This is a genomic window from Microbispora sitophila (assembly GCF_014892245.1).
Taxonomy (GTDB): domain Bacteria; phylum Actinomycetota; class Actinomycetes; order Streptosporangiales; family Streptosporangiaceae; genus Microbispora; species Microbispora siamensis.
This window is the reverse complement of sequence record NZ_JADBGC010000002.1, coordinates 193,959-215,690: the sequence shown is the minus strand read 5'-3', so window position 1 is coordinate 215,690 and position 21,732 is coordinate 193,959. Positions and strand designations below refer to the sequence as shown.

25 protein-coding genes and 1 tRNA gene are annotated in these 21,732 nt (G+C 69.3%); 12 read left to right on the top strand and 14 right to left on the bottom strand.

What is annotated here, in order from left to right:
• Window positions 1-139 precede the first annotated feature (139 nt).
• The 3 genes from IL992_RS04275 to IL992_RS04265 all read left to right on the top strand — a co-directional run bounded on the left by IL992_RS04275 (window position 140) and on the right by IL992_RS04265 (window position 2,568).
• A complete protein-coding gene (locus IL992_RS04275) occupies window positions 140-367 on the top strand; it encodes a hypothetical protein (RefSeq protein ID WP_193201986.1) in 228 nt (75 codons plus the stop codon).
• Between the two features lie 732 nt (window positions 368-1,099).
• The gene (locus IL992_RS04270) at window positions 1,100-1,354 is read left to right on the top strand and encodes a hypothetical protein (protein WP_193201985.1); all 255 of its coding nucleotides are present in this window, start codon (window positions 1,100-1,102) and stop codon (window positions 1,352-1,354) included.
• A gap of 707 nt (window positions 1,355-2,061) precedes the next feature.
• A complete protein-coding gene (locus tag IL992_RS04265) occupies window positions 2,062-2,568 on the top strand; it encodes an NBR1-Ig-like domain-containing protein (protein ID WP_193201984.1) in 507 nt (168 codons plus the stop codon).
• 60 nt (window positions 2,569-2,628) lie between these two features.
• On the opposite strand, the gene IL992_RS04260 is transcribed toward IL992_RS04265, so the two are convergent.
• The 3 genes from IL992_RS04260 to IL992_RS04250 are packed head-to-tail and all read right to left on the bottom strand — an operon-like array spanning window position 2,629 to window position 5,417.
• On the bottom strand, window positions 2,629-3,579 hold the full coding sequence (locus tag IL992_RS04260; protein ID WP_193201983.1) for a SpoIID/LytB domain-containing protein: 951 nt from the start codon (window positions 3,577-3,579) through the stop codon (window positions 2,629-2,631).
• Between the two features lie 54 nt (window positions 3,580-3,633).
• A complete protein-coding gene (locus tag IL992_RS04255) occupies window positions 3,634-4,530 on the bottom strand; it encodes a peptidase inhibitor family I36 protein (RefSeq protein ID WP_193201982.1) in 897 nt (298 codons plus the stop codon).
• A 41-nt stretch (window positions 4,531-4,571) separates the two neighbouring features.
• A complete protein-coding gene (locus tag IL992_RS04250; RefSeq protein WP_193201981.1) occupies window positions 4,572-5,417 on the bottom strand; it encodes a peptidoglycan-binding domain-containing protein in 846 nt (281 codons plus the stop codon).
• 166 nt (window positions 5,418-5,583) lie between these two features.
• On the opposite strand from IL992_RS04250, the gene IL992_RS04245 reads away from it, so the two are divergent.
• The gene (locus IL992_RS04245) at window positions 5,584-5,952 is read left to right on the top strand and encodes a tyrosine-type recombinase/integrase (RefSeq protein WP_226872308.1); all 369 of its coding nucleotides are present in this window, start codon (window positions 5,584-5,586) and stop codon (window positions 5,950-5,952) included.
• A 40-nt stretch (window positions 5,953-5,992) separates the two neighbouring features.
• On the opposite strand, the gene IL992_RS04240 is transcribed toward IL992_RS04245, so the two are convergent.
• Window positions 5,993-7,402, bottom strand: a complete 1,410-nt coding sequence (locus IL992_RS04240; RefSeq protein ID WP_193201979.1) for a S28 family serine protease — start codon at window positions 7,400-7,402, stop codon at window positions 5,993-5,995.
• 145 nt (window positions 7,403-7,547) lie between these two features.
• Here IL992_RS04240 and IL992_RS04235 point away from each other — a divergent pair, with 145 nt between their 5' ends.
• The gene (locus IL992_RS04235) at window positions 7,548-7,934 is read left to right on the top strand and encodes a DUF5713 family protein (protein WP_404804728.1); all 387 of its coding nucleotides are present in this window, start codon (window positions 7,548-7,550) and stop codon (window positions 7,932-7,934) included.
• Window positions 7,935-8,511: 577 nt separating this feature from the next.
• Here IL992_RS04235 and IL992_RS04230 read toward each other — a convergent pair.
• Window positions 8,512-9,963 carry an alpha/beta hydrolase family protein gene (locus IL992_RS04230; protein ID WP_319018330.1) on the bottom strand — a complete coding sequence of 484 codons (1,452 nt, stop codon included), beginning with the start codon at window positions 9,961-9,963 and terminating at the stop codon, window positions 8,512-8,514.
• A gap of 241 nt (window positions 9,964-10,204) precedes the next feature.
• On the bottom strand, window positions 10,205-10,576 hold the full coding sequence (locus IL992_RS04225) for a hypothetical protein (RefSeq protein ID WP_193201978.1): 372 nt from the start codon (window positions 10,574-10,576) through the stop codon (window positions 10,205-10,207).
• A gap of 16 nt (window positions 10,577-10,592) precedes the next feature.
• On the opposite strand from IL992_RS04225, the gene IL992_RS04220 reads away from it, so the two are divergent.
• Window positions 10,593-11,369, top strand: coding sequence for a site-specific integrase (locus tag IL992_RS04220; protein ID WP_193201977.1), 777 nt, complete (start codon window positions 10,593-10,595; stop codon window positions 11,367-11,369).
• A gap of 61 nt (window positions 11,370-11,430) precedes the next feature.
• Here the strand turns inward: IL992_RS04220 and IL992_RS04215 are convergent.
• Window positions 11,431-11,503: transfer RNA gene (locus IL992_RS04215), tRNA-Arg, on the bottom strand.
• Between the two features lie 140 nt (window positions 11,504-11,643).
• Entirely contained in the window at window positions 11,644-12,102 is a 459-nt protein-coding gene (locus IL992_RS04210) for a MaoC family dehydratase (protein ID WP_193201976.1), read from the bottom strand.
• Between the two features lie 212 nt (window positions 12,103-12,314).
• Here IL992_RS04210 and IL992_RS47500 point away from each other — a divergent pair, with 212 nt between their 5' ends.
• Entirely contained in the window at window positions 12,315-12,437 is a 123-nt protein-coding gene (locus tag IL992_RS47500; protein ID WP_264294895.1) for a hypothetical protein, read from the top strand.
• Window positions 12,438-12,491: 54 nt separating this feature from the next.
• Here IL992_RS47500 and IL992_RS04205 read toward each other — a convergent pair whose 3' ends face one another.
• Window positions 12,492-13,007 carry a DUF4142 domain-containing protein gene (locus IL992_RS04205; RefSeq protein WP_193201975.1) on the bottom strand — a complete coding sequence of 172 codons (516 nt, stop codon included), beginning with the start codon at window positions 13,005-13,007 and terminating at the stop codon, window positions 12,492-12,494.
• A 110-nt stretch (window positions 13,008-13,117) separates the two neighbouring features.
• A complete protein-coding gene (locus IL992_RS04200; RefSeq protein WP_193201974.1) occupies window positions 13,118-13,939 on the bottom strand; it encodes a glycoside hydrolase family 16 protein in 822 nt (273 codons plus the stop codon).
• A 153-nt stretch (window positions 13,940-14,092) separates the two neighbouring features.
• On the opposite strand from IL992_RS04200, the gene IL992_RS04195 reads away from it, so the two are divergent.
• Together IL992_RS04195 and IL992_RS04190 are read left to right on the top strand one after the other, a co-directional pair.
• Complete coding sequence (locus IL992_RS04195) at window positions 14,093-14,506, top strand: ribonuclease domain-containing protein (protein WP_319018329.1); 414 nt, start codon at window positions 14,093-14,095, stop codon at window positions 14,504-14,506.
• Window positions 14,507-14,514: 8 nt separating this feature from the next.
• Window positions 14,515-14,883 (top strand): barstar family protein, encoded by a 369-nt coding sequence (locus IL992_RS04190; RefSeq protein WP_193201972.1) that lies wholly within the window; start codon window positions 14,515-14,517, stop codon window positions 14,881-14,883.
• 29 nt (window positions 14,884-14,912) lie between these two features.
• On the opposite strand, the gene IL992_RS04185 is transcribed toward IL992_RS04190, so the two are convergent.
• Complete coding sequence (locus tag IL992_RS04185; protein ID WP_193201971.1) at window positions 14,913-15,542, bottom strand: GNAT family N-acetyltransferase; 630 nt, start codon at window positions 15,540-15,542, stop codon at window positions 14,913-14,915.
• 123 nt (window positions 15,543-15,665) lie between these two features.
• The gene (locus IL992_RS04180) at window positions 15,666-16,361 is read right to left on the bottom strand and encodes an SDR family NAD(P)-dependent oxidoreductase (protein WP_193201970.1); all 696 of its coding nucleotides are present in this window, start codon (window positions 16,359-16,361) and stop codon (window positions 15,666-15,668) included.
• 101 nt (window positions 16,362-16,462) lie between these two features.
• Here IL992_RS04180 and IL992_RS04175 point away from each other — a divergent pair, with 101 nt between their 5' ends.
• Entirely contained in the window at window positions 16,463-17,323 is an 861-nt protein-coding gene (locus IL992_RS04175) for a helix-turn-helix domain-containing protein (RefSeq protein ID WP_193201969.1), read from the top strand.
• 10 nt (window positions 17,324-17,333) lie between these two features.
• Here IL992_RS04175 and IL992_RS04170 read toward each other — a convergent pair whose 3' ends face one another.
• Window positions 17,334-17,966, bottom strand: coding sequence for a hypothetical protein (locus IL992_RS04170; RefSeq protein ID WP_193201968.1), 633 nt, complete (start codon window positions 17,964-17,966; stop codon window positions 17,334-17,336).
• A gap of 234 nt (window positions 17,967-18,200) precedes the next feature.
• Here IL992_RS04170 and IL992_RS48210 point away from each other — a divergent pair, with 234 nt between their 5' ends.
• Together IL992_RS48210 and IL992_RS04160 are read left to right on the top strand one after the other, a co-directional pair.
• The gene (locus IL992_RS48210; RefSeq protein WP_193201967.1) at window positions 18,201-20,273 is read left to right on the top strand and encodes a sensor histidine kinase; all 2,073 of its coding nucleotides are present in this window, start codon (window positions 18,201-18,203) and stop codon (window positions 20,271-20,273) included.
• A complete protein-coding gene (locus IL992_RS04160) occupies window positions 20,263-20,919 on the top strand; it encodes a response regulator (RefSeq protein WP_193201966.1) in 657 nt (218 codons plus the stop codon). The genes IL992_RS48210 and IL992_RS04160 overlap by 11 nt, the downstream gene beginning before the upstream one ends.
• Before the next feature lie 22 nt (window positions 20,920-20,941).
• On the opposite strand, the gene IL992_RS04155 is transcribed toward IL992_RS04160, so the two are convergent.
• Complete coding sequence (locus IL992_RS04155) at window positions 20,942-21,715, bottom strand: SDR family NAD(P)-dependent oxidoreductase (protein ID WP_193201965.1); 774 nt, start codon at window positions 21,713-21,715, stop codon at window positions 20,942-20,944.
• Window positions 21,716-21,732 lie beyond the last annotated feature (17 nt).

The following is a 21,732-nucleotide window of genomic DNA, read 5'->3' as shown; positions in this document are numbered from 1 at the left end:
CCGGCTCATCTCAGAGGAGGGCCGGGGTGCAGGGGGCGGAGCCCCCTGCGGTCTTTGCTGTGAGTGCTCGGCTAACCGGCCTCGGCACTCGGTCCCGGTGGTCTTCGAGCGTCCATCTGTCAGACACTCACTGGCGGCCGTGGTCGTGGCCGTGGTCGTGTCGGTGGTGTCACCCGCCGCCGCCACCGCCGCCGCCGTCACCGCCGCCGCCACCGCCGCCGCCGTCACCGCCGCCGCCACCGCCGCCGCCGTCACCGCCACCGCCGCCGCCGCCCTGGTCGTAGGTGCGAGGCGCGAGATCGGTACGGTGTCCAGGGCTCGACGTCAGCATCGAGGAGAAGGCGTCGTGCGCTGCGGCGGTCTCTGAAGCGCTGACCACCGACGTGTTCGCCGGGCTCGCTACGGCTGAGGCTTGAGATGCCTGACCCAGCCCCAGAGTCAGGGCTCCGACGAAAACTGCGCCCAGCGCAGAGATTCGCTTACCGACCATTAGCGTCTCCTTTCGGTTTCGCGCGACGAATGTGGTATCGCGCGACGATTGCCCTTACGACCCATCGTTAGCCTGGACGCCGCAGGACGTCCAGATGAGCTGACGTGGACTTGCCGGATTTCGCAAGCCCGCAATGCCGATGGCATATGTCTGCTTTGGACAACTGCCAACGCGGTTACCGGTCCGATGCGAGCACAAGAACTCTCGGAGTCACAACGAGAAAACATCCATCGCAACACATGGCATATGCCAATCAGATCTAGAGCCTGTCTGATGGCAGATCAGGGTTGGTGCGGTTGGGCCCTTCGGGATCAGCCCCGAAGGGCCTTTACGCGTACATGCATGAAACCCACCATCCCGGATGCGAGAGAGCGAGAGCACCATGTCTGCCGCTACTCCACCTGTGATGGAACATTGCATGACCGGCCCTGTAGCCTCACCTTGGCCCGCGAATCCTCTGCGGCCGGCCTTAAGCAGGCCAGGGACCGGGCCGAAGCGGCATGGGCGGCAAGCAAACCTCCACGAAGAGGCCACAAGACGTCCAAACCACTTATCTGATTCCTGGTGTGGTCTGAGAAATAGTCAGTGGAGTTGGCCGGTCTCGTGTAGGTGGTCGAAGATGATCTGGTCTACGAGGGATGCCCGGTGGCGGTCGGCGTAGGTCAGCCAGGTGACTTCCTCGATCTCGCCGGCGGCGGTTGGGGTGCCGTGGTGTTCGGCGGTGTAGCAGGTCATCCGCACGGTGACGCCGTCGGCGTGGCCGTGGGCCTGGGCGTGGAAGGTGCCCAGGTGCGTGGCGGTGGCGGGCAGGATCGTGATGGCGAGTTCCTCGGCGATCTCGCGGGCAGGGTGTCGAGGTCGTGAAGGGCGACAAGCGGGCGGCGACAGAGGCCATTTCCAGCGCTCTACTGGCCCGGCCGAAACGGGTGGCTCCCATTGTGGCCGGCGAGCGAGGCACAGGAGGACGTATGCGAGATGCTCCGTAAGCTTGAGTGGGCACCGTGGGCGCTGTTAGCTTCACCCGGGTGGACGACATGCCTGCACGGGCGGAGGCGATCGAGGACTTCGCGGCGGCACTGCGAGAACTTCGCAAGTCGGTCGGCAACCCACCTTTCCGAGAAATGTCTGGCCGGTCGGGGGCGATCTCCCACACGACGTTGCACGAAGCCACGAAGGGTAACCGGCTCCCGAGTTGGGAGACCACCGTCGAGTTCGTCAAGGCGTGCGGCGCAGACCCGGCCGCGTACCGCGAACGCTGGGAGAGTGCGAACTTGGCGGTCAGATCGGCGACCGCCGGGAATCCTTCAAGCCGCGCGGGCACCTTGACGGCCCGTCCGCCTGATGGACTCGAAGTCTTCGCCACGGACGTCGCGGAAGGTCGTACCGTGCACAGCACCACGGGGTCGCAAGCCCCACGGTCGGCTGCGGAGACCTCGGCATCTCTGCCTACGCCGCCCCCGCCCGACGAGATCGCGGGCGACGTCCGGCCGGTCCCCTCTGCGCCAGGGGGCCGGGGGCGATTCCGACCAACCCGCCCGGCTGCGGCCGCGCTCGCAGTAGCGGCCGTCGGTATGGCGACAGTGGTCCTCATCGCGGTCGCCGTCAATCGTGGCTCCGGGACCGACGGGCACAGTGTGAACCCCTCCGAGGGCCCGTCGCAGACCTGGCTGTCGGCAACCGACTGCCCGGTGCGCGCCACCAATCCGCCGTGGAGTCCACCTGTGCACGAGGGTGATTCGGCGAAGTTCATCGGGGACATCACGCTCCCCGACTGCACGCGCGTCGGCCCCCGTCAGACCGTGACCAAAGTGTGGCGGCTCAAGAACGCCGGGACGGTGCCGTGGAAGGGATATTCGCTGCATCGCCTCGATCTCCCGCAGCAACCCGATCAATGCCAGACCGTCCCCGACGTACCGATCAAGGACACAGGCCCCGGAGAGATGGTCGACATCCGGACCGACATCACCACGCCGAGTAAGCCGGGCTTGTGCTACGTGCGGTTCAAGATGATGGAGGGTTCGGGACGGGTCGCGTTCCCCGGAGGCCGGCCACTCAACTTTCAGATCATCGTCGGCTGACGCCTGTTCCCCGCCGTGCACGGCACGGCGGGGAACCAGGGGCGAACGGTCTGCGGGGGTTCAAGGTTCGAGAACGATCCCCGTGTAGTAGTACTTGAGGATCCTGGAGTAGCTCCAGCCCGCCTCGGCCTTGTCGCGAGAACCGTTCTGCGACATCCAGTCGCCGGTGACCCAGTGGCGGCACGCCGTCGTCGTAGAGCAGTACTGGGCCTTGAAGATCTTCCCACTGCGCGTCATGCGGGTGCCCCATGTCGCGTCCACCGCAGCGTTCGTCGCCGCCGTCGCGGAGCCGGGCTTGTACACCTGGCTGGACGTGTGGTCGGAGACGTCGTAGCACTGGCCGCTCGGCGTCTTGCTCGCCGACCTCAGCGCCCAGTACCAGCCGAAGTGCTTGACCGCGATCGCCCCTGCCTTGAGAGACTCCCTCGGCCAGTGCGACCGCCACTCGTTGGGCAGGACATTTTTGACGTACGTCTTGAACTCCACCCGGTCCACGCGATTGAGGGATTCCCGGTAGACGAGGATCGTCGTGGGCAGCTTGCTGTGTGTGCCGTCGGTCTTGCACCCGGTCGGCGGTGCGGAGCTCAGGAACTGGTGGGAGGCGTTCTGGTTCTTGAGGCCGGCCTTGAGGTTGCCCTTGGCCCCGGGCGCGAAGTCCTGGTAGACGCTGCCGCCGTAGTTGCTGTTGAAGTAGACGCGAACGGTCTTACCACTGCGGTTCCAGACCGAGGCGGCGGCGTTCTTGACGCACTTGCCCTTGCCGGTGCCCGGTCCCTTGAAGTCGAAGCAGGAGGGCTGGCGGGTGCCGTAGTCACCGACGGATCCGGTGAAGTCGGAGAGCGACCCCTGGTTGTTGCTGTTGAAGTAGTAACAGAACTCGCCGGTCTCGCACACGCCGTTGCGGGTGGCCGCCGAGGCGGGCGAGGCGGTGGCGAGCACCACCCCGCCGAGCACCATCGCGGCGGACGCCGCGGCCAGAGGCGAGATCAGCCGTGCAGTTCGTGGAGACACAGTTGCCTTCCTCTTCATCAGAGGCCCCGGTGCTTCATCAGAGGCCCCGTTGCGCTAGCGGATGTTGTAGCCCTGGGAGATCCAGAACGAGTTCGGGTTCGGGTTGCTCAGAGTCGAGTCGCGGACGCTCTTGGCGGCGAGCTTCTGCCGTCCGGGGCGCATCTCGACGTGGGTGTGCGCGGCCTTCCTGGACGACACCCCGTGCCACGCCTCGTTCGCGATGATCTGGCCGCGCGAGATCTGCTGGCCCACACGCAGCGAGGACAGCGGAGCGGAGTGCAGGTAGATGATCGTCTTGTTCAGCGAGGCGTTGTAGACGGCGATCGTGGAGAGCCCGGAGCCGCCGTTGCGCCCGTGCACGAGGTTGATGATCTGACCGCTCACCAGGGCGTGGACATCCGAACCCACGCTGCGGGTGATGTCGATGCCCTCATGCCGGCCGGAGGTGTGGACGTAACCGTCGAAGCCGCAGCTGATGTAGCCGCCGCCGGCCTTGTACAGCGCGTACGACATGTCGACGCGCACCGATGACGACGGGCCGAACTGGTGGGAGGCGTTCTGGTTCTTGAGGCCGGCCTTGAGGTTGCCCTTGGCCCCGGGCGCGAAGTCCTGGTAGACGCTGCCGCCGTAGTTGCTGTTGAAGTAGACGCGAACGGTCTTACCACTGCGGTTCCAGACCGAGGCGGCGGCGTTCTTGACGCACTTGCCCTTGCCGGTGCCCGGTCCCTTGAAGTCGAAGCAGGAGGGCTGGCGGGTGCCGTAGTCACCGACGGATCCGGTGAAGTCGGAGAGCGACCCCTGGTTGTTGCTGTTGAAGTAGTAACAGAACTCGCCGGTCTCGCACACGCCGTTGCGGGTGGCCGCCGAGGCGGGCGAGGCGGTGGCGAGCACCGCCCCGCCGAGCACGATCGCGGCGGACGCCGCGGTGAGGATCTTGTTGAGCGCTCCCATGGTGTTCTCCTTCGTGTCTGTGCTGCCTGGGTTCCGGATGGTCAGCGGCGCTGGTACTCCTCCCAGGTGCGGATGGTCACCTTCGGGCCGTCGTCGGGACCACGGCCGGCGAGCCCGTTCAGACCGAGGTAGTAGTCACCGATCTGATGCTGGGCCTGGCTGGAGAGGTCGGTGTCGTTGATGGCGACGGCGTGGATGTGCCACGGCCAGTCGGCTTGATCGGGGCTACGCACCCATGCCGCGAAGCCGACACGTCGCAACGCACGGACGACGGCGATGCGGGTGGCGGAATCCATCCCCTCGACCGAGATGTCGACGACGCCGCCGCCGTCGTGGGTGCCCGCGGACGTGGGGTCGCCGCCGCGGTTGTACGACCCCTGCAACAGCACGAGGTCGCGGCCGAGCAGCCGCTTCGCCTCGGCCAGCATGCTCCGCGTGCGGGTGTCGATGACGACGCCGCCGGCGGACACCCGAGCACCCGGCCCGATGAGGTGGGTGACCGTGAAACGGCCGGCGCCGAGCCTGGTGAGCGACGCCTTGCCCGGAAGGCCGTTGGCGGCGAGACCAGCGAGGCCGAGCGACCTCTGGAACTTCGCGAAGGCGACGACGGTTGTGGTGCCGAAGTAACCGTCCACCCACTTCGCGTCGAGCAGGTGCCGGTCGCGCAGCGCCCGCTCAACGAGGAGCACGCTGGCCTTGGCGCCCGGGGTCAGCGTGTCGTCAGACCGCCGCGGGTCGATCTGGGCCGCCTTGACAGTGGCTTCCATGTTCACGCTCGGAAGGGCACCGGTGTCGGCTGCCTGTGCCGCCGACATCCCGGACGCTCCGGTCGAGCAAGCGAGCAGGGCGGCCGCCACGAGGGCGGCGGCGCATGGAGGCAGCTTCATCGTTTCTCCTGGTGGTGAACGCCGGCAGGTGATTCCTGCGGCGGATCCACGGTTTCGGACCGCTCACGCTGTTCACAAGGAGATCGTGTTGTCAGCCTGTCCGACAGGCTCCCCGTACAGGCGTACGCGCCGCCTGACAGGTGATTGAGAGGGCCGGCCTCGGCCATTGGCACCCCACGGGCTACGGCACTCCGCCGCCTCGTTGATGCCGGCGCAGGAGACCCCACTGCACGTGGTCTCCCATGTCCTCGGACACGCGAGCATCGCGATCACCAAGGACGTGTACGGCCACCTCATGGAGGGCGACAAGCGAGCGGCGACGGCGAGGGGCCTGACGATCTACGCCGCGACAATGATCGCCCTGTTCACGGCAACGATCGGGCAGGGTGAGGAGATCAGAGAAGCGGCCGCTCACGCACTGCAGAACCCGGACGGGGAAACGCGCCAGGTGCGGCCCGGCCCATTCGCCGTGAAGTTCCTGTTGGTGCTCGGTGCCGAGATACTGCTCTTGTCCTTGGTGTTTCCCGACTTCTGAGAATCGGCCAGGCCCCTGATCCATCCGTGCCCGGAGGCGCTCAGGTGAGCCGGGCCCACCGCCTGAGGGTGTCCGTGGCCTCGGCGAAGTCGCGAGAGGACAGGTGGCTGATGCTCGCGCCGTGGTTGGCGCGCGGGGCGACGAACACATGGCAGTCCGTCCCCTTCGGCGTGAACCGCTCGGCACTCCAGGGATCCCGCCCGCCGTAGACGAACATCATCCGGCTCGCCTGCCGGGTCACCCACGCGTCCACGTCCCGCATCGCCCTGCCGTCGAAGCGGGAGCGGAGGGACGCGGGCAGCACCGAGTTCGGCTGGTAGAGCCCCGGATACCGGGTCAGGCCCTTGAGGTGGGCGAAGCTCAGGGACGCCCAGCCGAGCTGGGTGGCCGCCTGGTAGTAGTAGGGCAGGTACGGCTCGATGCCCTGGTCGGTGTACAGCTTCCAGGTCTGGATCTTGTCCACCCATCGGAAGATGGCGGCGTCGGAAGCCTTCTCACCGGGGATGCCCTTGCAGTCCTGCTGCCGGAAGTACTGCCAGAACGTCCAGGCGGAGTCGAGCACGCTCAGTTCGAAGGAGCGGTCGGCCGTGCCGATGGTGCGGCGGAAGGTGAGGCCCTCACGCTTGGCCAGGGCCGTAAGCCGGGGCACCAGGCTCTTGCGACGCTTGAGCGCCTCCCGCTGCACGGTACGCAGGGCGGCCCGGCACGACGGCGTGCCCACGGTCGCGAAGAACCGCTCGTAGACGCGGTCGTCGGCGTTGACCGCGTCGTCGGGCGCGACATAGGCCACGACTCCGTCGAGGTCGCGCGGATAGAACCGGTGGTGGTAGACGGCCGTCATGCCGCCCTTGCTGGCCCCGGTGCCGATCCAGGCGCCGTCGTAGACCTGCTTGAGCGCCTCGACGATCGCGTGTTCGTCGCTCGCCTCCTGCCAGATGTCGAGCTTCGCCCAGTCCTTCCGCTTCGGCAGCGAGGCGCCGAAGAAACGGTGCTCGACGGAGAGCTGGTTGGCGTCGAGCCCATAGGTGGGCTCCTGGAGCCACACCTTCTCCGGCATGAAGTATCCGCTGGTGTAGAGGACCACGGGCCGGTCCACCGACCGGTGCGAGAGAGTGAGCCGCTGCTGGAAAGTGCCGCCGCGCGGGTTCCGGTGGTCCACCGGCTGGGTGAAGGTGAGGGTGTAGTCCTTGTAGCCCTTCGCCCGCCCCTTCTTCACCGACACCACCCGGAGACCGGGGACGGCCCTGAGCCGCGCCAGGAGGTCGTCCTCGGCGATCCCGGCCGTGGAAGCCGCGGACTTCGCCAGGAGCGTCCCGGCACCGGTCGCCGGGGCGGCCGCCGCGGGGACCGCGACCAGGAGGGACGACGCCAGCGCCGCCGAGAACAGCGCCAGGGGCCCCCGCGTCCGCCGGAGCGGACTCTTCAGCCGCGCGTACGGGCGACCCGCCATGCCGTTTCCTCCCATGTCGACGTAGATCCACAACGATGATCGGGAAGACTCTGTCGTATCGGCATATGTCGGCACAACCGCAAAAGGGATCCAGCTCACGGCCGCCCGTGTCGCCCCAGACCGGGCAGATGTTGTCGGTGGCGTAGTGCAGCATCGGATCACCGAGCTGTCGACGGAGTGGGAGATCGCGGTGGCGCCGACGAACCGGCAGGTGGCCGAGCATGCCTTTCTCAAGGGCATGTACGAGGACGAGTACTTTCCCAATCACGTCGTCGACAAGGGGAAAGCCATCCTCCTGCGGCTCTGCGAGCGGATCGAGGCCGAGCGGCCGCCGGACCTGGCGGCGCTGTACGTGCTCACGGAGGCCGCGACGGAGGAGTTCAACGCGCTGGAGGCGGAGTTCGAGGCGGCCGGCAGTGAGATCGAGACTTTCGCACGAGAGGCGATCGCCGAAGACTTCTGGTTCGTGGCGTCGGCATACGGGTTCGCGGAGGCGGACGCGGAGGAGTTGATCGCCGGCCGGGAATGGTGAGCGGAGTCCGACCTGCCCCCGAAGGGGCAGCGGGCCGGCAGGGGAGGGTCAAGCCTGGCTTTGCGTGTACATGATCCCGGTGAGTTTCCTCGTGCGCTGGTTGCTCTACGGCACAGCCGGGCTTGACCTGGCTGGTCTGCTGGGCTTGCCCGGAGCCGATGGGCGGGACGATCAGGGCACTCTCCTCTGAGGCGCCATGCACTCGACGTGCAGGCAACAGCTGCACACCTTGTCCACGCTGTGGCGACCCGAGACACCAAAACCTCATCGGCATGCAACGGGTTGCTGTACAAAGATCAAAAAGGCCCATTCCGGTGATCGGAATCGGCGGAAACAGGCCTGTGAGCTGCGCAAAGGTTAAGGCATGCACGGCCGCAGACGGAGCTTTGGGAAAGCATCGGGAATGATCATGCCCGCAGGCCGCGCCAAGCGGGACACGCTAGTGGGTGTCCACGAACCTTGGCCGGTCCGGTCACTGCGTCGGAAGGAACCTCCGGTCCCTCGCGAAGCCCGCTCCGCTGGGCACGACGCTTCCGCTCCGCTCCCTCGACCCTGGTGAACGTCGGCGGACAGCGCATTAGTCACGGTCCCCCGTGTCGTCCTTCCGCGCGGGCCGGTGGACGGTGAGGTCGCCGTACGGGCGCAGGAGCGTGGCCAGGTCGCCGGGTTTGTCACGCAGGGTGGCGTCGAGGAAGGCCCTGGTGGCCGCCGTGGTGACGGACAGGCCCCCGGTGCGGCCGAGGGAGCCGACAACGGACGGCATCGGCGGCAGGTAGAGCGGCGCGTCGGCGAAGGTGAGGTGCGCCGCGCCGGGGACCGTGATCCGGTAGCTCTCCGACGTGCTCAGCGCGAGGATCCGGGTGAGACGAGGGATGTACGACGGGTTGTCGGCCGGGTCGACGGGATGGGTGAGCGCGAGCACCGGCTGATGGTAGGGCCGGGGCGCGGGGTCGTACGGGTAGCCGTCCAGGTCGATCACCGCCGCGAACCGGGAGTCCTGGCGGGCGGCCTGCAGAGCGGCGCCTCCGCCGATGGAGTGCCCGGTCGCCGCCGCCCGCGCGGTGTCGAGCCGTCCGGTCAGCGGGCCGCGGATCTCGCCCCTGTCGAGGCGGCCGAGCTGGGTGAGGACGAAGCTGAGATCGGCGGCCCTGACCGCCGTCCAGCCGGTCGCGAGCCGTCTGTCCTCCTCGTCGTCGCCGGTGGCCACGACCCGCGTGCGGATCGTCCGTCCATCGTCGAGCACGACGGCGGCGGAGTCGTACGGGTGGTCGAGGGCCGCGACGACGTAGCCGGAGCCGGCCAGTTCCTCCGCCCACGCGGTGTTCTGGGTGCGCACGCCTCCCAGCCCGGGAGAGAACAGCACGATCGGGAACCGCCCGGCCGCCGCAGGCGCGTCGTACACGGCGCCGGTGCGGGCACGGACCGCGTCATCGAGCAGGAAGGTGGGCACGCCGATGTAGCCGGTCAGGCCGTCGGCGACCGTACGCGCCTCCCGCTCGGTGCGGCCGAGATACCGGGCACGGGGACCGGCCGTGCCCTTGGGCGCGGGATACCACAACTGGACCACGACCGTGCGGTGGTCGCCGGGCTCATCGGTGGCGGGCTCCGGGCGAGAGGCGTCGGTCCACTGCATCACGGCTGTGCCCACCGCGTACGGACCGGACGGCCCGGGGAACACAGGCACGGGCACCGCCCAGGCGGCGGCCGCGCTCGCACAAACCAAGCCGAGGCAGACCACGACTCCCGGCAGGGTGAGCCACCGTCTCACCCGCCGCGCCGGGCGTCCGGCGAGTACTGGCACGGCGAACGCGAGCGCGACCAGGACGCCGGCGAGCGCGGGCGCCATCTGCCAGTGCAACCCACGCACGGTCAGCACGATCCCGGACAGGGCGACGACCGCCGCCGCGGCGAGCGCGACCGGCCGCCGGGCTGGGGGCGGGCACCACCGCGACGACAGCAGGCCGACGACGCCCAGCAGAAGCAGGATCTCCAGGGGTGACATGCCGATCCCCGCGATGGTCTCGATCACGCGACCAATCGTTGATCACGCAGGCCGCTCGCGCGTCCCCCTGGAGTCCCTGCTTTCGTGCGACCGCAGTCGGATGGCGGGCGTTGGCGTTGCGCCAGCGCAGGTAGGCCTGCAGCATGCGGCGGCGGCGACGGCCGGTCACAATGAGGAGGGCCCTGGTGATCACCCCGGAGCCGGAGCGCCCCCGCCGGAGGCGGTAGGACGTCTCCCGTTGATTTGAGCAGCATCTGCGACGATTTGCCTAGCGAGTGCTGCGATGAGCTCGAAAGGCGTCGGCGGCGAGGCTGTTTTCGTGGAGGATCCACTCGTCGAAGTCTTCGCGTCGGAGGTGGGGGTCGGCCGGTAGCAGGCGGATCTGAGGGCGGTCGTCCATCCACCAGACATGGAAGGCCAGTCGGCTTCCTTGGGCGGGCCAGCGGGTGGTGTCGCGAGGCAGTAGGAGGACATCGACGAAGCCGCCAATGGGGAGGTCGACATCGATACCTATGCCTATCGTGCCGGGCTGCGGGACCCAGACGACGGTTCCGGTAAGTCGCTGGCCGAGCTGCAGTTGGGGCCGTAGCTGGTTCCAGACGTCTTGGTCAGCAGGCAGGTAGAGGAGCGGTCCGTCCACTTGTCGCCATGGCCGCATGAAGCAGGAGGGTATCGGCTTGTTGTCCGGTGTTGCGGCCCGAGCTGCCGGCGGCCGGGACCGGCCCCCAGGCCGCACGCCCGGCCGCCGAGCGAGCGCGGGCCGCGAGGCGGCGCGCCAGCTTGATGAGGTCGCGGAGCACCGGATGGGCGTACTCGTCCTCCTGGCCCTCGTGTTCGGCCTGCATCGCGGCGAAGCGCTCGGGCTCATGCGGAGCGGATTCGATCCGGACGCCGGAACTCTCCGCGTCACCCATGCCGTGAAGCGAATCAAGAACCGGGACTCGAATGCGGCCCGGAAGACCAAGCTCGTGATCAACGAAACCAAGAAGTCACGGCGTCCCCTCTCCCTTACTCCCGAGCTTATCGACGCGATCAAGCGTCACAGGAGCGCGCACAACGCGGAACGCCTCCAGGCCGGCGCGGGGTGGACCGAGCACGGGCTGATCTTCCCCACCGCTTTCGGCAATCCGTCCGATCCGGACACCTTCTCGCACCTGTTCTCCAACCTCGCTCAGAAGGCGGGGCTCGGGCACTGGCACCCACACGAGCTCCGGCACTCGGGGGCCTCGCTGATGCTCGCCCAGGGGACGCCTCTCCACGTCGTCTCCGACGTCCTCGGACGCGCGAGCATCGCGATCACCAAGGACGTGTACGGGCACCTCATGGAGGGCGACAAGCGAGCGGCGACGGAGGCCATTTCGAGCGCTCTACTGCGCCGACCGAAACGGGTGGCTCCCACGGTGGCTCCCACAGACGCGGAAGAGGCCGGATGATCCCCGGAAACACTAAGGCCCGTCACCAGGCTTCCCCTGATCACGGGCCTTCTTCGATGTGCGCGGCCGAGAGGACTCGAACCCCTAACCTTCTGATCCGTAGTCAGATGCTCTATCCATTGAGCTACGGCCGCTTTGCTGCCTGTTCACCTGCGGTGCCCTGCAACGGGTGTAACTCTACCAGACCCGTCACCCCTGCTTGCGCCAATAAGTCGTCCCGCCCCCGGTCAAGCCGCCCCCCGTACCACCGGAGCCCGGCTGAGGGCAGGCGGGGTCACTCCTGGGGAACGAAGAGCGTGAGCGTGTCGGCGATGCAGGCCGGCCTGTCGACTCCCTCGACCTCGATCGTGACGCGAAGGTTCGCGAGGGTGCCGGAGGGAGTTCCCTTGACGTCGGTGATCTCCGCCCCCGCACGTACGCGGGACCCGACGGGAACCGGCCGGGGGAAGCGTACCTTGTTCAGCCCGTAGTTGATGGCCATGCGCAGGCCGTCCACGCGATACAGCTCGCCGAGCAGCGACGGCAGCAGCGAGAGCGTGAGGTATCCGTGGCCGATGGTGCCGCCGAACGGGCTGTCCTTCGCCCGCTCCGGGTCCACGTGGATCCACTGGTGGTCGTCCGTCGCGTCGGCGAAGGCGTTCACCCTCTCCTGACTGATCTCTCGCCAGTCGCTGTACCCGAGATGCTCACCCTTGGCCGCCTTCAGTTCGGCGAGGTTCGTGAAGATCCGCATGACCGCACCCTATTCACACACACCCGGGACCGGCAGGAATCGGGGGACTCGGAGAGCGTTGCCGTCCACACTGGTTCCACCGGGGGGGCGTGAGCGAGTGCTGTCACATCAGGCAACACACACGTCTCTCTCAGTGACGAACGGCTCGTGACCTGGGGGGTATCAGCACAAGGCGGGGTTCACGCCGGAACACACCCCGGCTTGGAGGGAACGTGGACGAGCAACCCGGCCCACCCGGCAAGCGGTATCGCCTCCGCGGACTGATCGCCGTCGTGGTCGCGGGTCTCGTCTGCTGGGCGCTCATCATCCTGCTGCTGGTCAAGCTGTTCGGTTGAGCTCGCCGGGAGGGGACGTGCCGGCCGGAGACCAGCCCCGGCCGGCACCGGTCGTCACTCACCGCTCTGAATGCTCTCGACCAGGTTGAGATGCTCCTGGACCACCGGATTGGCGTCCCGGGCCAGGTTCTTCACCTCCTGGGAAGAACCGCTCGAGACTTCCTTGTCCAGGGAGTCCAGGGTCTTGCGGTGATCCTTGACCTGCGCGTCGAGCCACGCACGGTCGAACGCGGTGCCGCTCTTGGCGGCGAACTGCCGCAGTTCGGCCTGCTGCTCCTCGCTCGGCTTGCCCGGCAGGTCCACGCCCAGCTTCTCGGCCACCCGCTTGAGCTGGTCGTCGAGGGAGGTGTGGTCCTCCACGAACTTCCTGCCGGCGTCCTTGACCGACTGCTTGCCGGCATGCCGTTCGGCGAGCTGCCCGCCCCGGATCTCCGCGAGGTTGTCCTGGTGCGCACCGACCAGGAATGCCTGGTCCTGGTCGCTGACATCCGGTGGCGCCGCGTAACCTGCGGTGACCCCTGACAGCGCCGCGACCACGGCCGCCACCAGGACGATGAGCCATCTCAGCATCAGATCCCCCGATCCTTCACCGGACGGCCGAGCACCGGCTGATCGGCCTCGACCATCCGGGCATAGCGCTTCAAATGCCTCATACCCACCGGCCGCGCCTCTCGTACGGCTCAACCCGTCACGGGCCGATAGCCCCTCACGTAATCGACCGCGAACTCCTTGGGGTACGGCCCCACGCGCTCGGGCCCCTCGGCGTCGGGAAACTCGTAGATGCCGAGCATGAGCTGCATCGGATAGTCCGGGGACTGCCGGATGGTCGTGACCTGGCGGCCGTCCACGAAGAACGTCACCCGATCCGGGGTCCACTCGGCCGCGTACACGTGGAACTCGCGCGCGTCGATGGGGAGGACCTCGGCGGCGAAGTCGTCGATGATCACGGGGTCGCCGAACGGGTGGACGCCCATACCGACCGCCGCCCCGTCCGGCCGTACGTCACGCCCGAAGATCTCGCAGACGCAGATCTCCGCGGAGCGCTCGGGCGCGTCCTCGAAGCCGATCATCCACAGCGCGACCATGGCGCGCGGGTCGTCGGTGGCCCGGGCGCGCATCTCGATCAGGCCGAAGTGCGGGGTGTAGAGCCGTGCCTCGTCCTGGGCCTCGCGGACGACGGCCCGGCCGCCCCGCCCGTGCTGGCCGACGGCGCTGCCCACCGGCCCGGAGAACACACCTGTCTGCAGTGAGGACACGCGCATCCGGCCCTCCGTCTCCGGCGACCACGGCGGCTGATCCTCCTCGATCAGCAGGCGCAGGCGGCCGTCGCCCACGCGATATCGGGCGGCCGAGGCGGCACGTGTGGTCCATTGGGGCAGATAACGCGGGATCCAGCGGCTCTCGTCGAGCCTGTCCCCGTCAAAGGTGTCCTCGAACTCCAGCACGTAGCCGGCCTTCGTCACCGGGTCCGGCGCGTACGTACTGTTCTCGGCTTCGCTCATGTGTCAATCCTGGATCGATCTATAGGGGAACCACGCCCACCCCGGGGGATACGGAAAAAGACGACGGGAGTTCACCAATCTCCACCTTTGTTCGTCCCGGTTTCGAGGTGATGCTGGCGAATGTCTGTCCCCTCGCCCCCACAAGGAGGTCTCGTGCAGACTCCGCGACGCTTCCGGCCGTCCTGGCCGGGACGGCTCACCGTCGTGATCGCCGCCATCGTGTCCCTCACCGGAGTGACCGGCACCGTCCCCGCCCACGCGTCGGTCTACAGCACCTGCACCATCTCCCGCTGTGCCGACGCCCGCTCGGCGAACGCGATCTGGGCCGGGAAGGGCTACCCCACCAGCAGCGGCTGGTACACCTGGCCGGACGGCAAGTACAACTACACCGGCGGGCGCTTCTACAACCGGGAGGGCCAGCTCCCCAGCGGCGCCACCTACTACGAGTACGACGTCTACTCCCGCGCGTACGGCGCCTCGCGTGACGCGTATCGGATCGTCGTCAACCGCAGCACCGGCGTGACCTGGTTCTCGCCCAACCACTACACCGACTTCTACCGGCTCTAGGACCTCTCATGGCCTCCGCCGCGCGTCCGCTGCCTCCGTGGCTCACGGTGACCACCGATCCGGCCACGGCGGTGGTCGACGGGCGGGCCTGCCGGACCCGTGCCGCCTTCTTCGACGAGGTGGCACGGGTCCTGGGCCTCCCCGCGTACTTCGGCCGCAACTGGGACGCCCTCACCGACTCCCTGCGCGACGTCGGCCCGGTCCATCTGGCCGTGGCGCACGCCGAGGACCTGCTCGACGCCGAGCCTCCCGGGCAGTTCGCCACCCTGCTGGCCGTCCTCGCCGGCGCCGCCGAGGCCGGGCTGACCCTGACCCTCCACACGGACCCCGCCCACGAGCCCCGGCTCCGCCGTCGTCTGAGCGACGCCCTGCCCTGATCGTCCGTACGATCCCCACGGCCGGATCGTCACATGGCGGGCGGGACGAGGAGTGCCTCGGCGCCGATCGGCACGTAGCCCGCGGCGAGGAACGCCCGTACGCTCGCGGCGTTGCCCGGGGCGATCTGCGCCCAGAGCGGGTGCGAGGTGAGATGCCGGGCCGCACGGGCGAGGGTGCGGCCGAGGCCACGCCCGCGGCCGGCCGGCTCGACCTCGAGCGCGACCTCCCACCGCCCGCCCACTCCCCGTCCGATGAGCACGAGCCCTCCCGGGCAGGTCCAGACGCGTACGTCGTCGCGGTAGCGGTGGGCACGCTCGACGCGCGGATGGGCCGCGTCCGTGACTTCGACCAGCTCGATGGGCGGGGAGCCTTCGGCGGGGGCGGCCAGGGCGAGCATGTCGATGTTGTTGACCCGGCGTCCCGTACGTTCTTCCAGGTCTGCGAGGAACGGCGGGTTGAGCGGCGCCGACAGATCGTCGTCGGGCAACCGGGATCTGATCCAGTCCTCGCCGACATCGGCGAAGATCACGTTGTGCGCGGTGAAGGCGATGACCCCCGCATGACGTGCGGACGGCTGCGGAACGATGGTCGGACCGGCCCCCGGCTCGGGCAGGTGCCCGCCGGCCGCACGAGCGAGGACATCAGGCAAGGTGATCATCGGGAAACGGTAGCCATCACCCGCGACACCGCTCAAAACGATCCCGTCCAGTCCGCGGCGCGCCGACCGGTCGGTGCCGCCGCAGGACACCGCTCGACCGCTCCGCCGGTTCCGGCCTGGCCGTCACCAGGGCACGGGCCCGAAACGGTCGATGAACCGGCCCGTTCCGCCGTCGGCTCCCTCGGTCGCGAGCGTCACGATCGCGTCGGTCCCCTCCGTCACGGTCTGGGGGCCGCTGTGCCCGTTGAGGTCGGTCGCGGTGTAGCCGGGGTCGGCGGCGTTGACCCGGATGCCGGGCAGCGCCTTCGCGTACTGCGTCGTGAGCATCGTCACCGCGGCCTTCGATGACGTGTACAGCGGCCCCACGACCGTCGACTCCACCCGCTCGGGGTCGTGGGTCAGCGCGAACGATCCCGTCCCGCTGCTGACATTGATGATCGCCGGGTGCTCCGACTCACGGAGAAGGGGCAGGAAGGCGCTCGTCACGCGGACGATGCCCACGACGTTCGTCTGGAAGACCTCGAGGGCGTGGTCCGCGGTCAGCGCGTCGGCGGGCACGTGCGGGCCGAGGATCCCGGCGTTGTTGATCAGGATGTCGACGTGGCCCTCGTGCGCGGCGACGTCGCCCGCCGCGGCGGCGACGGACGCGTCGTCGGTGACGTCGATCCGCACGAAGCGTACGCCGAGCTTGTCGGCCGCCGTCCGGCCGCGTTCGGGGTCCCGGGCGCCGAGGATGACGGTGTGGCCGAGGTCGACGAGGCGACGGGCGGTCTCGAAGCCGAGGCCCTTGTTGGCCCCGGTGATGAAGGTGATGGTCATGCCTTGAGCGTCGGCCTTCCGGGCGCGGGCAACCAGGGAGAGCTCGCCGGTAGGACGGGCAGTACCACCCTGGCGTCTCGCCGCCGACGCAGAATGGGCGCATGACGACGGACGAGACGAGCCTCGGCGCGACCATCCGCGCCTGGCGCGACCGGCTCTCCCCCGCGGCTGTCGGCCTGCCCGCCGGCCGCGTACGCCGTGCCGCCGGGCTGCGCCGCGAGGAGCTTGCCGACCTCGCGGGCGTCTCGGTGGACTACGTCGTACGGCTGGAGCAGGGCCGGGCGACCACGCCGTCGGCGCAGGTCGCCGCCGCGCTGGCGCGGGCGCTGCAACTCGACCGCGCCGAGCGCGATCACCTCTACCGGCTGGCCGGGCTGCAGCCGCCCCCGGACGGCGTGATCAGCGATCACATCCCGCCCGGGATGCAGCGGGTGCTCACCCGGCTGGGCGACGCGCCGGTCGCCGTGTTCGCCGCCGACTGGCGGCTGGTGTGGTGGAACCGCAGTTGGGCGGCACTCCTCGGCGACCCCTCCGTACTCGCGCCCGAGGAGCGGAATCTGGTGCGTTCGCGCTTTCCCGTACCGTCCGATCGCGGGCGCCTCGCGGCATGGCCCGTCGTCTCGGAGAACGCGGAGGCGACCGACCGGGCCATCGTCGCCGACCTGCGCCGCGCCTCCGGCCGTTACCCCCAGGACACGCGCCTGAGCGGGCTGATCCGCCGGACGCTGGACGGCAACCCCCGGTTCGCCCGGTTGTGGCACTCCGGCGCCGTCGGCAGCCACGCCGAGGACCGCAAGACGATCCGGCATCCGGCGGTCGGAGAGATCATGGTCGACTGCGATGTGCTCTCCGACTCGGACACCGACCTGAAGATCGTCATCTACACGGCCGTACCCGGCAGCGAGGACGAGACCAAGCTCGACCTCACCCGCGTCGCCGGTGTCACGGCCCCGGGATTCTGAGAGCTCGGGTTCAGTCCCTGCCGCGTACGAGCTCGGGACGGAACGCGATGATGAGGCCGAGCGTGGTGTAGCCCACGAGCAGGTGGGCCGCGCCGACGACGTCCGACACGGACGTGCCGAAGATCGCCATGGTCGGGAGGGTCACGACCACCCAGCTTTCGGCGACGAGCGGCCAGAAGCGGGCCGCCCCGCGCCACCGCCCGCTGACGGCGACCTTGACGCCGATCACGAACATGCCCAGCATCGACAGCGGCCAGAACGCGTCGAGGATCCCCATCCAGACGCTGTCACGCGAGGCGGGCAGGAAGGCGTGGGAGACGCTCCACGCCATGGCCAGGGCCAGCAACACTCGCTCGACCTGCAGCATGGCGCGTGCCACGCGGCTCACGCCGGTCGCACGGGTACGGACCATGATCGCCAGAAGGCACCAGGCGCCGAGCTGGAACGCCAGACCGCCCAGATCTGTGATCTTGAGTGCCGTTTCGGCCTCGGGGTCGAAGCCGTAGACGAAGCTGACGGCCGACCAGGTCAGTGCGCCGGTGGAAAGGCCCAGGGCCAGCCGGCGTACGGTCGTTTCTGCGAGCGGCGCGGGCGAAGACGCACCGGCGCTGCGCTGGGCGTGTACGGACGAGGTCTCGGTCATCGTTGTTCCTTCGGCTGGGAGGCGGCCGACTCGTGAGGTCGGGAGCGGCAACGAGGACGATCCTCATGAACGGCCGACCCAGACGGTCAGGGCATGGTGTCCCGATTCCCGGCCTCTCTCGCGTCCCAGGCCAGGTGGGACCCTCGTCCTAGGGACATCGGCCACCTGCTGAGGCACACTTTCCTGGTGCAGATTGTGACGGTTCGTCGGCCTTCGCGCCTGAGCCTCGGGCCTGTGCTCCTCGGGATCGCCGTGACCGCCACACCGGTGGCAGCGCTCATCGATCTGCGGGTGCCGCAGGCCCACCGTGCCGTGCTCGAACTGCAGCCGGGCGGGTTCGACGCGATAGCGGGTGTCGCACTGGCCGCGGCCGGAATGATGGTGCTCCGCAGTTGTCCGCGCCATCTCCTCGGACGCCTGATGTCGGCCTTCGGCGCCTGGTGGGCGCTGGACGGAGTGGCGTCGTCGTGGCTCGCCTACGCCACCACGCACGATCCCGCGCTCCCCGGCGCGTCCGCCGCCTTCATCGTCTACCAGCGGCTCGGCGCGGGCCTGGTGCTGCTGCTCCCCCTGGCACTGCTGCTGTTCCCGGACGGGAAGCTGCCCTCCGGACGGTGGCGGGTCGCCTCGCTGCTCAGCCTCGCGCTGACGAGCCTGCTCCCGCTGGCCCTCATCGCGGCGCCGTCCGCCATCGCCCAGGCGACCGCGGAATCCACCCCGCTGCCCGAGCCGCTGCGCAGGCTGAACCTCGAGGCCCTCTATCTCCCGCTGCCGGACGCCGTCTGGACCGGTGTGCTGCTGGTGGCACAGCTGAGCCTGCCACTGAGCCTGGTCACGCCGTTCGTCGTGGTGGTGCGGCGCTACCGTACGGTGACCGGCGTCGACCGCGCCCGGATGCGCTGGCTGCTGTGGGCGGCCGTGGTCGACCTCCTGGTCATGCTGACGTTCCGGCTGCTGCCCGATTGGCTCGGCGCCGTCGGCCTGACCGTCGCCGTGGTCCTCACCTCCGCGTCGGTCGCGATCGGGATCGTGCGCCCGGATCTCGTCGACGTCGACCGGCTGCTCGGCGGGACGCTCGTGTACGGCCTCCTGCTCGCCCTGACGTTCGCCCTCGACCTGCTGGTCCTGGGCGGCGCCGGCCGGCTGCTCGGGCCACGCCTGAACGAGGGGGAGCGGCTGGTCATCGCCGTCTTCGCGGTCGCCATCCTGTACGCGCAACTCCGGCACCGGTTGTGGCGTCTGGTGCGACGCTGGATCCTCGGCGATCGGGACGATCCCTACCACGTGATGTCCGGGCTCGCCGAGCGGCTGGAGCGGACCGACGATTCGGAGGCGCAACTCGTCACGCTGGCCAAGACGGTGGCCCGAGCCTTCCGTACGCCCTACGTGGGCGTGGAGATCACCCAGGTCAGCGGCGAGGTGCTGCTCGTCGAGGACGGCGAGCGTCCCGCCGAGACGCAGGCGCTCCCCATCACCTATCGGGGAGAGATAATCGGGCGGCTGTTGCTGCCGCGCCGAGCCGCCCGCCGCCGGCTCACGTCCGGCGACGAACGGCTGCTGGCCGACCTGATCCGCCAGGCCGCCGCGGCGGCCCGTGCCGTACGGCTCGCGGAGGAACTGCAGCGCAGCCGTGAGGGCATCGTGTCGGCCGTGGAGGACGAGCGCCGCCGCCTGCGCCGCGAGCTCCACGACGGCCTCGGGCCGACCCTGGCGGCGGTCGCGTCCCGGATCGACACCGCCCGGATCACCGCCCGCCGGTCGAACGAGGACGCCGACCGGATCCTCGGCCTGGCTCGTCAGGAGCTCACCGGGATGCTCGCCGAGGTGAGGCGGCTGGTGCACGGCCTGCGTCCGCCCGCGCTGGACGACGTCGGCCTGGTCGGGGCGATCCGTCAGCAGGCGGAGCGGCTGCGAGCCCCGGGACTGACCGTACGCGTCGAGGAGCGGGGTGACCTCACCGGCCTGCCGGCCGCCGTGGAGGTCGCCGCGTACCGAATCGCGTCGGAGGCGATCACCAACGTGGTCCGGCACGCGCAGGCCGGCGAGTGCGTGGTGTCGCTCACCCGCGACGTCGAAGGCGGGCACCTCGACGTGCTGATCGTCGATGACGGCGTCGGCCTCGCCGCCGAGCCGGTGGCCGGTGTGGGACTGGTGTCGTTGCGCGAACGGGCCGCCGAACTCGGCGGGTCGTGCATCGTGACCTCCGCGGAGCCGGCCGGTACGCGGGTGTGGGCGCGGCTGCCCGTCACGTCGTCCGGGCAGACGCCCGTGCTCACGTCTACAGGAAAGGTGGGAGATGACCGGTAAGCGGCCGGTGAGGGTCCTCGTGGTGGACGACCATCCGGTGTTCCGTGAAGGCTTCGCGGCACTGCTGAGCAGCATCGACGAGGTCGAGGTCGCCGGGACGGCCTCGACCGGCGTCGAGGCCCTTCAACAGGTGGACGAGCGAGCACCCGACGTGGTGGTCATGGACGTGCAGATGCCCGACATGGACGGCATCGAGGCCACCCGTCGCATCCTCGAGAAGCACCCGGATATCGGCGTCGTGGTGCTCACGATGTCCGAGGAGGACGGCACCATCTTCGACGCGCTCCGCGCCGGTGCCCGCGGCTATCTGCTCAAGGGCGCCGAGCCGGACGAGGTCGTACGCGCGATCAGCACGGTGGCCGGCGGGGGCGTCGTGTTCGGCGCGGTCCTGGCCTCGCGCATCGCCGACTTCCTGGCGCCGAGGCCGCAGAGCGGCGGGGTCTCGCTGTTCCCGGCCCTGACCGCCCGGGAACACGAGGTGCTCGACCTGGTGGCCGCCGGTCTGTCGAACAGCCAGATCGCCGCGCGGCTGTTCCTGTCCCAGAAGACCGTACGCAACCATGTGCACGCGGTGCTCACCAAGCTCCAGGCCGCCGACCGAGCGGAGGCGATCATCCGCGCCAGGGACGCCGGCCTCGGCCGCTGACCGCCGCGGGTGAGCCGGGCTTTCAGGCTTCTTCGGGGTCGCGTCCGAGCACCGCTCGGCCCCCGTCGATCGGGACGGTCGCGCCGTTGATGAAGCTCGCGTCCTCGGACAGCAGGTAGGCGACGGCGGCGGCCACTTCCTCCGGGCGTCCCACCCTGCCGACCGGGTGCAGCAGGCCCATCTCGTTCTCGACGCGTGCGGCCGCCGAGGGCTCCTGGCTGCTGAGGAACGCCTCATAGCGTTCGGTGCTGATCGAGCCGAGGGCGACGGCGTTGACCCGGACGCCGCGCGGTCCGTAGTCGACGGCGAGTGCCCGGGTGAGTCCTTCGACGGCGGCCTTGGCCGTTGCGTACGGCAGGGATCCACGCACCGGCCGCTGCGCCTGGTGGGAGGAGACGTTGACGATCGCCCCGCCCGCACCGGCGTTCAGGAAGCGGCGGATCGCGGTCATGCATCCGACGACCGCCGGGTTGAGGTTCGCCCCGATGAGGTCCAGGACCTCACGCGCGGACGGGGAGTCCAGTGAGGCCTCGCGGAACACGGCGGCGTTGTTGACCCAGCCGGCGAGTGGGCCCGCCGCCTGTGCCAGGTCGGCGGCCCGCTCCGCGACGGCCTCGTCGGCGGCGTCGCCGGCCACCGCGATGACCCGGGAACCCGCCGGGTGGGTGCGGGTCCACTCGATCGCCGACGGGTCGAATTCGATCACGACGACGCTGTTCGCGTCGCCAAGGAGCCGTTCGACGAGCGCACGTCCGACGCCACGCCCACCCCCGGTGACAACGTACGAAGAGCCCACATCCGCCCCTTTCGCGG